Origin of the sequence: Vreelandella songnenensis (genome assembly GCF_003002925.1) — a bacterium.
Lineage (GTDB): Bacteria > Pseudomonadota > Gammaproteobacteria > Pseudomonadales > Halomonadaceae > Vreelandella > Vreelandella songnenensis.
This window is the reverse complement of the sequence record NZ_PVTK01000001.1, coordinates 58,312-72,229: the sequence shown is the minus strand read 5'-3', so window position 1 is coordinate 72,229 and position 13,918 is coordinate 58,312. Positions and strand designations below refer to the sequence as shown.

Below are 13,918 nucleotides of genomic sequence, written 5' to 3'. Positions count from 1 at the left end.
GATCTACGCATGGATAAGGAATTGCTGGCAATGCTGGTCTGCCCGTTGTGTAACGGTAAACTCAAATATGACCGCGAGGCGCAGGAGCTGCGCTGCCATTACGATGGACTGGCCTACCCCATTCAGGAGGGGATTCCCGTCATGCTGCCGGGCGAGGCGCGGGTGATGGATGCCGATGAAAAGCTGCCGCCATCGCCGGGGCGCGCGGGGGGCATCTAATGGCATTTCCTGGCTTTACTGCGATTGTACCGGCCCGCTTCGGCTCTTCAAGACTGCCCGGCAAGCCACTTCTGGACATAGCCGGCGAGCCCATGGTGGCACACGTATGGCGCCAAGCCTGTCAGAGCCAGGCAAGTCGAGTGGTGGTTGCCACCGACGATACGCGTATTCGCGATGCGCTCATGCCCTATGGGGCCGAGGTCGTCATGACTCGCCCGGAGCACCCCTCCGGTACCGACAGGCTCGCCGAGGTTGCCCAGCTCCTCGGGCTTGATGACCATGAGCTGGTGGTCAACGTGCAGGGCGATGAGCCGCTGATCCCGCCGGCGTTGATCGACCAGGTAGCGCTGCGCCTTGCCGAAGACGAAGGCGCATCGATTGCCACCCTCGCTGAACCGATCAGTGACGTGGAAACGCTGTTCAATCCCAACGTGGTCAAGGTAGTGCGCTCCTTGCAGGGGCGGGCGCTATATTTTTCCCGCGCGCCTATTCCCTGGGACCGCGAGCAGTTCAAGGCCAAGCCTGCGTTGCTTGAAACCGATGCCTGGCTGCGCCACATCGGTATCTACGCTTATCGAGCGAGCTTTCTGGCCGCGTATCTTGACTGGCCGGCGTCAACGCTTGAGCAGCTCGAACAGCTCGAACAGTTGCGTGCCCTGCAGCACGGCCACCACATTCAAGTGGCGCTGGCGTGCGAGGTCAACCCGGCCGGAGTCGATACCCAGGAAGATCTTGACCGGGTGCGCGCACTGCTGGCGCCTGCCGGTTAGCGGCATCCCTTTAACTACTCACTTTCCATAAACAAGGAAGCCTTTGTGACGCGGGTACTTTTCGCCTTTATGGGCAATATCTGCCGCTCGCCCGGCCTGATTCAACATCTGCAAAGTGGCCGCGCGTGAAAGCTTTTGACTTCCAAGGCACACCGCTTATCAAGACGCACGCTGATCTGTCTGCTGCCAATACCCTGCGCTTGCCGTGTATCGCCGCGCGCTATGCCGAGCCCGCAACGCTTGGTGCCCTGCGTCAAATACTGGGCGAGGCAAGCCGCCAGCAGTGGCCGATAACCCTGCTGGGCGGCGGCAGTAACGTTCTGCTGCCGCCTGCACTTAACGGGCTTGCCCTGCGCCCCAGGCTTCGCCAGTTATGGTTGACCCGTGAAGGCGATGAGGTGCTGGTCCATGTGGGTGCCGGGGTCAACTGGCATGCGCTGGTGCAGGACGTGGCGGCGCGGGGGTTATGGGGCATCGAGAACCTTGCGCTGATCCCGGGCGACTGCGGTGCGGCCCCGGTACAGAATATCGGTGCCTACGGGGTCGAACTCTCCGATAGCCTCTGCGCAGTACAGGTCATGGAGCTCAATACCGGCAAGGTGCGCTGGCTGAACCAGGCCGACTGTGCATTTGGCTATCGCGACAGCGTTTTCAAGCGTGAGCTGAGCGGCCGCGTTGTCATCACCCGGCTGGTGCTGCGTCTGTCAAGACAGCCGACGCCCAAGCTCCATTACGGAGATCTTGCCGCGCGGTTGAGCAAGACGCCCACCCCTATGGACGTTGCTCGCGCCGTCTCGGCGATTCGTCAGGAGAAACTGCCGGACCCTGACCTGCTGGCCAATGCCGGGAGCTTTTTCAAGAATCCCCTGGTTCCCGACCAGCAGGCACATGCGCTTTTATCGCGTTATCCAGCTATGCCGAACTTTCCTCAAGGGAGTGGGCAGACCAAGCTGGCAGCGGGGTGGCTGATTGACCAGTGTGGCTTGAAAGGGGTGCAAGAAGGTGCGTTTGGCGTACACGACCGTCAGGCGCTGGTGCTGGTGCATCAGGGCGGCGGTAATCGTGAAGGGCTTTTACATTTTGCCGAGCGCATCGTCGAGCAGGTGCGCGAGCGCTTTGGTGTTGTGCTTGAACCTGAGCCGCGCATCATCCAGCCTTAGCGTAACCATAAAAACGCAGCCATAAAAAAACCCCGCCGAAGCGGGGTTTTTTTGTGCCGGAAAAGCAATTACTCTTTGCCGGCTTCCTGCTGTTTGCGCAGCTCGCGCGGGTCGTTATGCGCCCGGCGGCGGCGACGGCGGCGGGCAGCCGGTGTCTCTTCTGCGACGGGCTCATCGGCTTTTGCGGCTGAGTCTTCTATCTTGACCGCCTCCGGCAGCGTCTCGTCCTGCGCGACGGCTGCAGGTTCTGCGCTTGCTTCAGGCTCAGCAGAGGCGTCTTCACGGCGGGAAGTTTCAGCAGGCAGCGACTCGTTCACCGTTTCAGCAGCGGATGCCTTCTCGGCTGGCGCGATAGCCTCCGGCGCCTGAGCGGTTTCACGGCCGGTGGCTTCATCGGTTGCCGCTTCGCTTGCAGTAGTGCTTTCTGCAAACTCGGTGGGCGAGGGCGCAAGCGCTTTATCCGTCTCGCTGTCCGCTTCCGTGATCTGCTGAGGCATGATGTCGGCATCACCCGTAGCCGGAATGGCTTCGGCCGGGGACTTCTCCCCGAGGTGCTGCTCGCTTTCCTCAAGCGCTGATGCTTGCACGGTTTCTGGCGTCTCGACCTTGGCCGAGCGAGGCGGTAACGCCTCATTATCCGAGTCAGTTGTGGCTTCCTGAGTCGGTACCGTTTCTGCCGCTTCGCTTATCTCCGTTGCGGGTTTTTGATCCGCGACGGATTCGTCAGCCGCTTTGGCAGGCTCGAGTTCCGGCGTTGTCGTAGCTTCAGAAACCGTCTCATGCTCAGAGCTGCTGTCGTCGGCTGGGCGTGTAGCTTCCGGCGTTTTCACCCGCTCGATAGGCGACTCGTCCGGCTGGGTATCGGTGGCCTGGGTGTCGCTATCCTGGGGCGCTTCTGCCTTGGCTTGCGCCACCGGCAGCTCTTCTGCGTGCTGCTGGTTCGCTGCATGCGCCTTTTCGACGTTTTCAGGCTGCGCCGGCGCTTCGCGCTGGTCGGCTTTTGCCTCGGCCGCTTGCGCTTGCTGCGCTGCGTCGGCGCCTTGCACCTCGGCAGGTGCTTCGGCCTGAAGTTTCAGCTGCTCGGCTTCAGCCTGCGGGTTGACCGCCTGTTTGCGCGAACGGTTACGCGGGTTGTTGCGCGTACGCTTTGGCTTGCCGTCGTCTTTGGCAGCGGGCTGTTCTTCGCTGGCTGCGGCTTCCCGGGTTGGCTTGGCGTCAGCCGGCTTTTCCTGGTTGCGCTGGTTATCCCGGTTGGCATCGCGGCGCGACTCCTTCTGGGGGGCTTTGGCCGGGGCGTCGCGGTTGTCGTCCTTGGCTGTCGGCGCATCCTTCTGGCGGCTGCCCTTGGCCGCTGTATCCGGTGCTTTCGCGTCATCCTGCTGCGGATTACGGCGGCGGTTGCGTGTCCGGGTCGGGCCACTGCGCTTGTCGCTAGCGTCGTCACTCGTAGCAGCGCTGCGCGACTGGCTGGCGCGCGGCTCGCCCTTGGCTGAGTCGCTTTTGGCAGAGTCATTCTTGGTAGAATCACTGCGCTCGCTACGCGGGGGGCGCTGCTTTTCGCCATTCGGCTGGGTAACGCGCTGGCCGCTACGCTCGGAGGGCTTGCGCGGCGCAGCGGGCTTGGTCTCGCTGGGCGCAGGAGCTGTGCTTGCCTCATCGCCGCCAAGCAGCTTGGCAAACCCGCGGATGAAGCGGCCGATCACGCTGGGCTGCTCGGCAGAGGGTGCCGCTGGGGCGGCTGCCGGTGCGGCGGCCTTGGGCGCAGGCTCTTCGGTTTGCAGCGAAGCAGGTGCCGGGGCATTGTGAGCCACGCTTTTAACGGCGGCTTCGGCACGCTGTGCAGGCGCTGCAAAGCTTGGGTCGGGCTCCTTGCCGACTTCGGTGTCGGTAGACAGCTCGAAGCTTGAGAGCGTCTGGCTGTCATCTTCATCGAGATGGTCATCGCGCAGGCGCTGAACGTCGTAGTGCGGTGTGTCCATGTCCGGGTTGGGCAGCAGCACCACGCGCACGCCTTGGCGCGACTCGATATCCGATAGCACGCTGCGCTTTTCGTTGAGCAGATAGGTGGCTACCGGTACCGGCAGGATCGCGCGGATCTGGGCGCTGCGCTCTTTCATCGCCTCTTCTTCGATAAGACGCATGATGGAGAGCGACAGCGAGCGCACGTCGCGGATGGTGCCCTGGCCGTTACAGCGCGGGCAGACCACGCCGCTGGTTTCGCCCAGCGAAGGCCGCAGACGCTGGCGGGACATTTCCATCAGGCCAAAGCGTGAAATGCGGCCGATCTGTACGCGGGCGCGATCCAGCTTGAGCGCATCGCGCATGCGGTTTTCCACTTCGCGCTGATTGCGCGCCGGGCCCATGTCGATAAAATCGATCACCACCAGGCCGCCGATATCGCGCAGACGCAGCTGACGGGCAATTTCGTCCGCCGCCTCGGAGTTGGTCTGCAGAGCGGTTTCCTCGATATCACTGCCGCGGGTAGCGCGGGCCGAGTTGATGTCGATGGAAACCAGCGCTTCGGTATGGTCGATGACGATCGAGCCGCCGGAGGGAAGCTTCACTTCACGCTGGTAGGCGGTCTCGATCTGGGATTCGATCTGAAAGCGCGAAAACAGCGGCACTTCATCGGTATAAAGCTTGATCTTCTGCTGATAGGAGGGCATTACCTGACGGATAAAGCCCAGCGCTTCGGCGTGAATCTCGGGGCTGTCGATCAGCACTTCGCCGATATCCTGACGCAGGTAATCGCGCATGGCGCGAATGATGACGTTGGATTCGCGGTAGATCAAAAACGGCGCCGGGCGCTTGGCCGATTCGGTGGTGATCGATTCCCACACCTGAACCAGGTAGTCGAGATCCCACTGAAGCTCTTCAGGGTTGCGACCGATACCTGCGGTGCGCACGATCAGGCCCATCTTGTCGGGCACGGTCAGCTGGCCCATGGCGTCCTTGAGCTGGCTGCGCTCTTCGCCTTCGATGCGCCGTGAAATGCCGCCGGCTCTTGGATTGTTGGGCATCAATACCAGAAAGCGGCCCGCCAGGCTGATAAAGGTGGTGAGTGCGGCACCCTTGTTGCCGCGCTCCTCTTTGTCCACCTGAACGATGACTTCCTGACCTTCCTTGAGCACTTCCTTGATATTAGGGCGTCCGGAAACGTCCTTGACGAAGTATTCGCGGGCAATTTCCTTGAGCGGCAGAAAACCGTGGCGCTCGGCGCCAAAGTCGACAAAAGCCGCTTCAAGGGAGGGTTCTACGCGGGTGATCTTGCCACGATAGATATTGGCTTTTTTCTGCTCGCGGGCTCCGGATTCGATATCCAGATCGTAAAGGCGTTGTCCATCAACCAGCGCGACCCGAAGCTCTTCGGGTTGGGTCGCATTGATAAGCATCCGTTTCATGTTGTCTCGCATGGCGTTGCGTACCGGCAAACCGTCTAAGGTTAACGTAGACGAATCGCGGGTGCTGCGTGCTTGTGCTCGGCGCATGATTATGCTGACACGGCAAGCCGGGAGGGCGTGATCGCCCACCCGGCTGACAGGTTGAGTACGTGGCGGAGGCAGGACGTGTTTCGGTGGCTGTCACGTCCATCCGGCCCTGCTGACACCGCCTACACCTAGCATTCTTCGATTCGTCCACGCTGGCCGCCGGCACAGCGTTGAACTGAGTCGCCCAGCGCAAGCCAGTATCCTGTGACAACAGGAAAGGGGTTGCGCTGGGCGTAGCGTTTTTTTAAGCATTTGCCTGCCGGTATCGGCGAGGCATTCGCAAATCTGTCGTCGTCATGCCGCGACAGAGTGACTGCATTTTAATACGTTCGGAAACGGCCAATGCGTACACTGGCACCGTTTCTCATGTTCAGGCCTGCGTGTTGGTCGGGCAGGCGCTTTGGCTAAACGCGGTATTGACGCTTGTAAAAACAGTGATACGTAACAAGCTGCCGCGTCTTGCAAGTGAACGCTCTGGAATATAACAGTAAAGACAACCACCAGCAATTGACGCAATGCCCTTTGGTCTACGCTAGAATGCGCTTTTTGGCGTAATGGCAGGAGTACGCGGTAATGGCCGAAGGGCGTGAAGTACAGTGGGTGGATATCGCCCCGGAGCAGGCGGGTCAGCGAATCGACAATTTTCTGATGACGCGCCTGAAGGGGGCTCCTCGAGCATTGATATACCGCATCGTGCGTAAAGGCGAAGTCCGGGTTAACAAAAAGCGCGTCAAGGTCGACTACCGCTTGCAGGCCGGCGACCTGGTGCGCGTGCCGCCGCTGCGCCTGGCGCCCCGCGAAGCGGTGAAGGAAGTCAGCGATAACCTGCGCGATGTGCTGGTAGGCAGCGTGATCATGGAAGGCCCTGACTGGATGGTGCTCAACAAGCCCTCGGGACTTGCAGTGCACGGCGGCAGCGGCGTCAAGATCGGCCTGATCGAGGCCCTGCGCCAGGTGCGTGACGACTTGAGCTTTCTCGAACTGGTCCATCGCCTTGATCGTGATACCTCGGGCTGCCTGCTGCTGGCCAAATCCCGCGAGGCGCTGGTGACGCTCAACGAGTCGCTCAAGAAACATGGCATGGATAAGCGCTATCTGGCGCTGGTGAACGGTCGCTGGCCGGCGCGCAAGACCTATGAAAGTGCCCGACTGGATCGTTTCGACGCAGGTAACGGCGAACGCCGCGTACGCGTTGACCCTAATGGCAAGGTGTCGCGCACCCATTTTGCGGTAGTGGAAACCTTCGAGAAGGCCACCCTGGTAGAAGCCGAGCCCGTGACCGGGCGCACGCATCAGATTCGCGTTCACGCCGCCCATGCCGGTCATGCGCTGCTGGGCGATGACAAGTACTCCACCCGCGAGAGCGCCAAGCTGACGCAGCAGTTGGGTGTGAGCCGTCTGTTTCTGCATGCGCGTTCACTGACGTTCCCTGAGCCCACCAACGGTCGTCCGGTAACCGTCAAGGCGCCGCTGCCGGAAGTATTGGAAGACATACTCAAGCGGGCGCGGGGCTAACGCAAACGGGCAGAAGAGGAGGCGACCATGCGCTACGAGCTGATCATTTTTGATTGGGACGGCACTCTGATGAATTCGGTGCCCAAGATTGTTGCCTGCATGCAGGCGGCTGCCCTTGAGGCTGAGTGGGGCGAGCTTGAGGCCGCGGCGGTTGAAGATATCATCGGCCTGGGTTTGCCCGAGGCGATTGCCAAACTGTGCCCTGGCATTGGTCCGGCACAGGCTGAGCGGCTGCGCGAGCGCTACTCGCACCATTTTGTTTCTGGAAATACGACGCCCATGCCGTTTTTTGCAGGCGTCGAGGCACAGGTGGCGCGCCTGCGGGAGCGCCCGCATCAGCGCCTGGCGGTCGCCACCGGTAAAAGCCGCCGGGGCCTTGATCGGGTGTTTGCCGAAACGGGCAGCGGCGCCTGGTTTCACGCCAGCCGCACCGCTGACGAGACGCGCTCCAAGCCGCACCCGCAAATGCTCGAGGAGATTCTTCAAGAGCTTGATGTGCCGGTCGAGCGAGCGGTCATGGTGGGGGATACGGAGTATGATCTGGAAATGGCGCGAGCCATTGGCATGGACCGTGTTGCGGTCACCTACGGCGTGCACGCGCCGGCAAGGCTTGCCGCCAGCCAGCCCCGATGGGTGGCTCATAACGTAGCAGACCTGTTTGACTGGCTTTATGGCTAAACGGTGCGAGTGGCATGACTATTCGCGCTGGCTCACATGGAAAGGATAAGACATGAGCGATGATTCACGCCGTGATGAAACGGATGCACACCTAAACGATACCGGCGACCAATCCCGGGATCGCTGGACTCAGGGGCCGGAGGTGGCCGCCCATCAGAATGACTCTGCAGCATCCGGGGCGGTGGGTGACAGTGCTGAAACGCTTCGGGAGCGCCAGCGGCTGGCGCAGATCGAGATGATGGATCGCTGGGTAGGCGGTGTGCTTACCGAGCAGCGTCGCTCGCGCCGCTGGAAACTGTTTTTCCGCTTGCTGCTGCTGTTTGCCGTGCTGCTGCTGGTGGCGAGCGTGGTGTACAACCTGTACTGGTCTGACCCTGCCGACGCGCCGCCTGCGCAGCGTCACCTGGCGGTTATCGAAGTCAACGGGGTGATTGCCAGCGATTCACCGGCGAATGCCGAGCGTATCATCAATGGGCTTGAGCGTGCTTCGGCATCGGACAGCGCCGCTGCCATCGTGCTGCACATCGATAGCCCCGGCGGCAGCCCCGTCCAGTCCCAGCGCATCTATGCGGAAATCATGCGGCTGCGTGAGCAGAGCGACAAGCCCATTCTGGCAGTGATCGAGGATATCGGGGCCAGCGGGGCGTACTATATTGCCTCGGCCGCTGACCAGATCATCGCCTCCCGGGCAAGCCTGGTCGGCTCGATTGGCGTCATCTACGCAGGCTTTGGCTTTCAGGACGCCATCAGCCAGATTGGCGTTGAGCGTCGGGTAATGACGGCCGGTGATAACAAGGCATTTCTGGATCCCTTCCAGCCGCTCGACGAAGACGCCGCGGCGTTCTGGCAGGGCGTTCTGACTCAGACCCACCAGCAGTTCATCGACGATGTGCGCGCCGGGCGTGGTGATCGGCTGAGCACTCAGCCAGAGATTTTCTCGGGGCTTATCTGGAGTGGCGAGCAGGGGCTAGAGCTTGGCCTGGTGGATCGGCTGGCAAGTCTTGAGGAGATCGCCCGCGAAGAGGTGGGAGAGGCGAGCTGGGAGGACTATACGCCGCGTCTTGATCCGTTTGACCGGTTGACGCGGCGCTTTACCCAGATGGCCGCTGACGTGCTGGGCGTGAGTGCCGCAAGCTCGCCGCTGCGCTATCAGGCCGAGTAAGCTTGCACCGCTAAGCGTCGAGCGGGTCCATGCCTGCTTGACGCAGCATGTCGCAAAGGGCAATCAAGGGAAGGCCGATCAGTGCGTTGGGGTCGCGCCCTTCAAGCGCTTCAAACAGCGTGATGCCTAGCCCCTCCATGCGGAAACTGCCGGCGCTGTCCAGGGGCTGCTCGAGCGCTACGTAGCGCTCGATTTCCCGGTGGCTCAGCGTTCTAAAGACCACGTCGAAGGGCTCGATATGGGTGTAGTGGCGCTGAGTGCGCGTATCGAGCAGCGCAAGGCCGGTCAGGAAAGTAACGCGGTTGCCGGAAAACCGTGCGAGATTGGCGCAGGCGCGCTCGGGCGTATGAGGTTTGCCCAGAATGTCGCCCTCAAACAGCGCAATCTGATCTGACCCGATGATGCAGTGCTGCGGATAGTGCTCGGCCACGGCGTTGGCCTTGCCAAGCGCCAGCCTGTGGACCAGGGCTTCGGGCGTTTCATCGGCTTTTGGGGTTTCGTCGATATCCGGTGAGTGGCACTGATAGGGCAGTTGCAGGCGGTCAAGCAGCGCTTGGCGAAAGCGAGAGCTTGAAGCGAGTACCAGCGAAGCGTCTTGAGTAAGCGGCACGCGATGTCTCCTTGGCGGTTTGGAATCAGAACGAGTGTAGCGAAAGCCGGCAGTTGTGCCTATTCGACACCTTTTATGCGAGAAACCATGAAGAAATATGTCGACGGCTTTGACACCAGCGGGGGGAGTGCCTATCATTGCGCGCCTATGTTGACCTCACAACTCCCCAGCCGGGTTGAGCCTTATAAGCTTGCAGCCCGCCGCGAACGACTAGAAGGCCTAGTGGCGCTTGATAAGCTGCCACGCCTTGCCGAAGAGGCAGGGGACCAGACCGGCGACTGTCATGTCGTACTGGAATTTGGTGTAGATGCCCAAGGTCGTCGCGAAATTCGTGGCCATTTGCAAGCGACTCTGGCGTTGGCCTGTCGTCGCTGCCTGGTGCCGCTGAGCCAAGACGTGTCCAGTGAGTTCCTGCTCGGAATGATCAGTGACGAAGCCTTGGCTGCCGAGCTGCCTGCCAGCCATGAGCCGGTGCTGGTGGAAAATGAACAGCTGGACCTGCTGACGGTCGTCGAGGATGAACTTATCCTTAGCCTGCCGCAGGTGGTCTATCACGATGAGGCTGATTGTCATGTCTCGGCGGATCAGCTGGTCAGCAAAACAGACGGCGAGGCGCAAGAAGCGCCAGCCACGAACCCTTTCGCGGTGCTCAATGTCTTGAAAGGCAAAGACGCTTTGAAAGGCAAAAAGTAAGCACCATTACCTAACATACCCTGGAGTAAACACCCATGGCAGTTCAAAAGAACCGTAAAACCCGTTCCAAGCGCGGCATGCGTCGTAGCCACGATGCGCTGAGCGCTCCGACCCTGTCCCAGGATCAGGAAACCGGTACGACTCACCTGCGTCACCACGTGGCGTCTGATGGTTTCTACCGTGGTCGCAAGGTGGTTGAGGTATAAGCCTTAACTACCCGACAAAGCGGCCAGATAGAGTGGGTGCCTTGTGCGCCTAGCGATTGATGTGATGGGAGGCGACCAAGGCCCCCGTGCCGTTATCGAAGGCTCTGCAAGAGCAGTGATGGAACATCCTGATCTTGAGCTGACTCTGTTTGGTCCGCATCAGCAAGTTATTGCTGAGCTTTCACGCTTGCCGCAGCCTCTGGCTGCGGCAACGTCACGTTTGGTGGTAAGCGATGCGCCGTTGAGTATCGCGCAGACCTCCAGTGCGGCATGGGCGTTGCGCCACGGTCAAACGAGCAGCATGGCGTGCATGCTCAGGAGCCTGAAAGACGGTGAGGCGGCGGCAGGTGTCAGTGCGGGCAATACAGCAGCCCTGGTCGCGCTTTCCCGGCGATCTCTGGGAACACTGCCTGGCGTATCCCGTCCAGCCATCAGTACGGCCATTCCTGCGCGCCACGGGCGGCGCTGCTATCTGCTGGATCTGGGCGCCAACGTGGACTCGCCTGCCCATCGACTGGTCGATTTTGCCGTGATGGGCGCTGCCATGGCGCAGTGCGTTGATGAGGTGGCTTTACCCAAGGTTGCGCTACTTAACGTGGGCGCCGAGGCAACCAAGGGCAGTGCCAGCGTGCGCGAAGCGGACCGCTTGCTGCGTGAATATCCAGACGCTTCGGCATTTGCCTATCAGGGGTATGCCGAAGGCGGCGATCTGTTCGATGGCGGCCTTGATGTTGTGGTATGCGATGGATTTGTGGGTAATGCGGTTCTCAAGGCAAGCGAGGGTTTGACCCGTATGCTGGTCGAGCGTGTGCAGATGGCGTTTGAATCTCGCCTCAGCGGGCGCCTGGCAAGCCTACTGGCCAAACCTGTGTTGCGATATCTCAAGCAGGAGTTGAACCCTGTGCGTTATAACGGCGCGAGCCTGCTGGGCTTGCAGGGTATCGTGGTGAAAAGTCACGGCGGTACCCAGGCGGAAGGATTCTACTACGCCATTCAGCGTGCGCTGAGCGAAGTGGAGCACAACCTGCCTGCCCGAATGGCGGCCCGCTGGCAGCGCCGCTAGCGGTGGCTGCATTTATCTTTCACGGGGTCAGTATTCAGCTGGTGCCAGCGCAGGCGCCGGCAATTTTTGCGGGTTATGGAAGGCAGCAGGATGTGCTGATAACCGCGCCTATCGCTCAGACGAGCAAACGCCTACAAGAGCAAAGGTGAACGACATGTCTCAACCCCTTGCCCTCATTTTTCCCGGGCAAGGCTCTCAGCAGCTTGGAATGCTGCGAGAGCTGGCCGAGCGCTACAGTGTGGTGGGAACAACATTTGAGGAAGCGTCGGATGCACTCGGTTACGACTTGTGGAAAGTCGTGCAGGAGGGCCCTGAAGCGGCGCTAAATGCAACCGCTTGTACGCAGCCTGCGCTGCTTTCTGCTAGTGTTGCGATCTGGCGGGTATGGCAGGAGCTTGAAGGTCCACGCCCGACTGTCATGGCCGGCCATAGCCTGGGCGAATACAGTGCCATGGTGTGTGCTGGCGTCATGGGCTTTGCAGAAGGTGTGCAGCTGGTGCGCCTGCGTGGTGAGGCCATGCAGGAAGCGGTGCCGGCAGGCGAAGGCGCCATGGCGGCTATTCTGGGTCTTGAGGACGCCGCCGTCGAAGCGGCCTGTGCCAAGGCTGCCCAGGGCGACATCGTTTCCGCAGTCAACTACAATTCGCCAGGCCAGGTAGTGATTGCCGGCAGCAAGGCAGCGGTTGATCGCGCGATTGTTGCGTGTCAGGAAGCGGGCGCCAAGCGCGCCATGGCGCTGCCGGTGTCGGTGCCTTCGCACTGTGAGCTGATGCGCCCGGCGGCCGAGCGTCTTGCCTCGGCCATGCAGGGCATCGAGCTGCGTGCACCGCGCTATACGGTCATTCAGAACGTGGATGCCCAGGCCCATACCGACATTGATACGCTGCGCACTCGCTTGATCGAGCAGCTTTACAAACCGGTTCGCTGGTCTTCATGCGTTGAAGCCGTAGCGGCGCAATCTGTTAATGTGTTTATCGAGTGCGGCCCTGGCAAGGTGCTCACCGGGCTGAACAAGCGTATCGTTCGTTCAGCCAAAGGGCTGGCGGTGAATGATCCGGACAGTCTGGATGCGGCGCTGGAGCTGGCGCGAGAAGGGCAGGCGAACAACGCCTGATACGCTGATTTTTCGCTACGCTTGCTTATTGGTACAATCAAAAAAGCAAATGGTTAAAGGCTAAACATTATGACGCAGGAACGCAGGGTTGCACTGGTCACCGGTGCCAGTCGTGGCATTGGCAGAGCGATTGCCCATGAGCTGGGTCGACAGGGACGTGTCGTGGTAGGTACTGCGACCAGCGAGTCGGGCGCCGAAAAAATTGATGCCGACCTTAAGCAGCAGGGCATTGAAGGCGCAGGTCTCTGCCTCAACGTGACCGATCAGACGAGCATCGATGAGGTGCTCAAGGCGATCACGGAGCGCTTTGGCGCCCCGACGATTCTGGTCAACAATGCGGGTATTACCCGTGACAATCTGCTGATGCGCATGAAAGAGGATGAGTGGGATTCGGTGATGGATACCAATCTCAAGTCCGTCTATCGTGTCAGCAAGGCGTGTCTGCGCGGCATGACCAAGGCACGGTTCGGGCGTATCGTGTCGATCAGTTCGGTAGTGGCAACCATGGGTAACCTGGGCCAGACTAACTACGCCGCCGCAAAGGCAGGCATGGAAGGTTTCAGCCGCGCGCTGGCGCGGGAAGTGGCCTCCCGGGCAATTACCGTCAATGCGGTGGCGCCGGGCTTTATCGCCACCGACATGACCGAAGCGCTGCCCGAAGCCCAGCATGAAATGCTGATGAAACAGATTCCGCTGGCCCGTCTTGGCGGGCCGGAAGAGATCGCCGCCGCGGTGGGCTTTCTGACCAGTGATGCAGCAGGATACATCACCGGTGAGACGCTGCACGTGAACGGCGGCATGAATATGCGTTGATGGCCTTGGGCATAGCGGTTGCGTCTGCCTAAGGGCGTCTATAAACTACCCCGCAGCTTTTGGCTTGCGGTTTCCAAATAGCTGGTTATCAAAAACGGCTAATGTGAACGACTGGAGTACGTTGATGAGTACTATTGAAGAGCGCGTGAAGAAAGTTGTGGCCGAGCGCCTGAACGTTAAAGAAGAAGACATCCAGAACAGCTCTTCTTTCACTGAAGACCTGGGTGCCGACTCGCTTGACACCGTTGAGCTGGTAATGGCTTTGGAAGAGGAATTCGATACTGAGATTCCTGACGAAGAAGCTGAAAAAATTACCACGGTTCAAGAAGCCATCGACTACGTAAACGCCCACCAGTAAGGGCAAGTTGATGCATTGAACGAGGGTGTGGTGCTCGCACCCCCCTTAAAAGCCGCCCTTTTGAAGGGC

Annotated in this window: 14 protein-coding genes; 12 read left to right on the top strand and 2 right to left on the bottom strand. The window is 60.5% G+C overall.

The genetic code is table 11. The annotated features are described in order from the left end of the window. Window positions 1–9 precede the first annotated feature (9 nt). The 3 genes from B0H98_RS00340 to murB all read left to right on the top strand — a co-directional run bounded on the left by B0H98_RS00340 (window position 10) and on the right by murB (window position 2,149). On the top strand, window positions 10–219 hold the full coding sequence (locus B0H98_RS00340) for a Trm112 family protein (RefSeq protein WP_106373087.1): 210 nt from the start codon (window positions 10–12) through the stop codon (window positions 217–219). Further along, window positions 219–989, top strand: a complete 771-nt coding sequence (gene kdsB, locus B0H98_RS00335) for a 3-deoxy-manno-octulosonate cytidylyltransferase (RefSeq protein ID WP_106373086.1) — start codon at window positions 219–221, stop codon at window positions 987–989. The genes B0H98_RS00340 and kdsB overlap by 1 nt, the downstream gene beginning before the upstream one ends. A 125-nt stretch (window positions 990–1,114) precedes the next feature. Next, the gene (murB, locus tag B0H98_RS00330; RefSeq protein WP_106373085.1) at window positions 1,115–2,149 is read left to right on the top strand and encodes a UDP-N-acetylmuramate dehydrogenase; all 1,035 of its coding nucleotides are present in this window, start codon (window positions 1,115–1,117) and stop codon (window positions 2,147–2,149) included. A gap of 68 nt (window positions 2,150–2,217) precedes the next feature. On the opposite strand, the gene rne is transcribed toward murB, so the two are convergent. Beyond that, window positions 2,218–5,550 carry a ribonuclease E gene (gene rne, locus B0H98_RS00325; protein WP_106373084.1) on the bottom strand — a complete coding sequence of 1,111 codons (3,333 nt, stop codon included), beginning with the start codon at window positions 5,548–5,550 and terminating at the stop codon, window positions 2,218–2,220. A gap of 660 nt (window positions 5,551–6,210) precedes the next feature. Here rne and B0H98_RS00320 point away from each other — a divergent pair. Genes B0H98_RS00320 through sppA form a run of 3 tightly spaced genes read left to right on the top strand, consistent with a single transcriptional unit; the run spans window position 6,211 to window position 8,992 of the window. After that, window positions 6,211–7,152, top strand: a complete 942-nt coding sequence (locus B0H98_RS00320; protein WP_106373083.1) for an RluA family pseudouridine synthase — start codon at window positions 6,211–6,213, stop codon at window positions 7,150–7,152. A gap of 27 nt (window positions 7,153–7,179) precedes the next feature. Then, window positions 7,180–7,830, top strand: coding sequence for an HAD family hydrolase (locus B0H98_RS00315; protein ID WP_106373082.1), 651 nt, complete (start codon window positions 7,180–7,182; stop codon window positions 7,828–7,830). A gap of 52 nt (window positions 7,831–7,882) precedes the next feature. After that, entirely contained in the window at window positions 7,883–8,992 is a 1,110-nt protein-coding gene (gene sppA / locus B0H98_RS00310) for a signal peptide peptidase SppA (RefSeq protein WP_106373081.1), read from the top strand. A 10-nt stretch (window positions 8,993–9,002) separates the two neighbouring features. On the opposite strand, the gene B0H98_RS00305 is transcribed toward sppA, so the two are convergent. Further along, window positions 9,003–9,602 carry a Maf family protein gene (locus B0H98_RS00305; RefSeq protein ID WP_244182936.1) on the bottom strand — a complete coding sequence of 200 codons (600 nt, stop codon included), beginning with the start codon at window positions 9,600–9,602 and terminating at the stop codon, window positions 9,003–9,005. 147 nt (window positions 9,603–9,749) lie between these two features. Between B0H98_RS00305 and B0H98_RS00300 the strand changes: the two genes are divergently transcribed. The 6 genes from B0H98_RS00300 to acpP all read left to right on the top strand — a co-directional run bounded on the left by B0H98_RS00300 (window position 9,750) and on the right by acpP (window position 13,849). Further along, window positions 9,750–10,295: a YceD family protein gene (locus B0H98_RS00300; RefSeq protein ID WP_106373079.1), complete on the top strand. Its 546-nt coding sequence runs from the start codon at window positions 9,750–9,752 to the stop codon at window positions 10,293–10,295. Between the two features lie 35 nt (window positions 10,296–10,330). Next, the gene (rpmF, locus tag B0H98_RS00295; protein WP_106373078.1) at window positions 10,331–10,501 is read left to right on the top strand and encodes a 50S ribosomal protein L32; all 171 of its coding nucleotides are present in this window, start codon (window positions 10,331–10,333) and stop codon (window positions 10,499–10,501) included. Between the two features lie 43 nt (window positions 10,502–10,544). Continuing rightward, a complete protein-coding gene (gene plsX, locus B0H98_RS00290; protein WP_106373077.1) occupies window positions 10,545–11,564 on the top strand; it encodes a phosphate acyltransferase PlsX in 1,020 nt (339 codons plus the stop codon). A gap of 154 nt (window positions 11,565–11,718) precedes the next feature. Further along, the gene (gene fabD / locus B0H98_RS00285) at window positions 11,719–12,678 is read left to right on the top strand and encodes an ACP S-malonyltransferase (protein WP_106373076.1); all 960 of its coding nucleotides are present in this window, start codon (window positions 11,719–11,721) and stop codon (window positions 12,676–12,678) included. A gap of 69 nt (window positions 12,679–12,747) precedes the next feature. After that, a complete protein-coding gene (fabG, locus tag B0H98_RS00280) occupies window positions 12,748–13,491 on the top strand; it encodes a 3-oxoacyl-ACP reductase FabG (protein ID WP_106373075.1) in 744 nt (247 codons plus the stop codon). A gap of 124 nt (window positions 13,492–13,615) precedes the next feature. Beyond that, entirely contained in the window at window positions 13,616–13,849 is a 234-nt protein-coding gene (gene acpP, locus B0H98_RS00275; RefSeq protein ID WP_008956801.1) for an acyl carrier protein, read from the top strand. The last annotated feature ends 69 nt before the right edge of the window (window positions 13,850–13,918 follow it).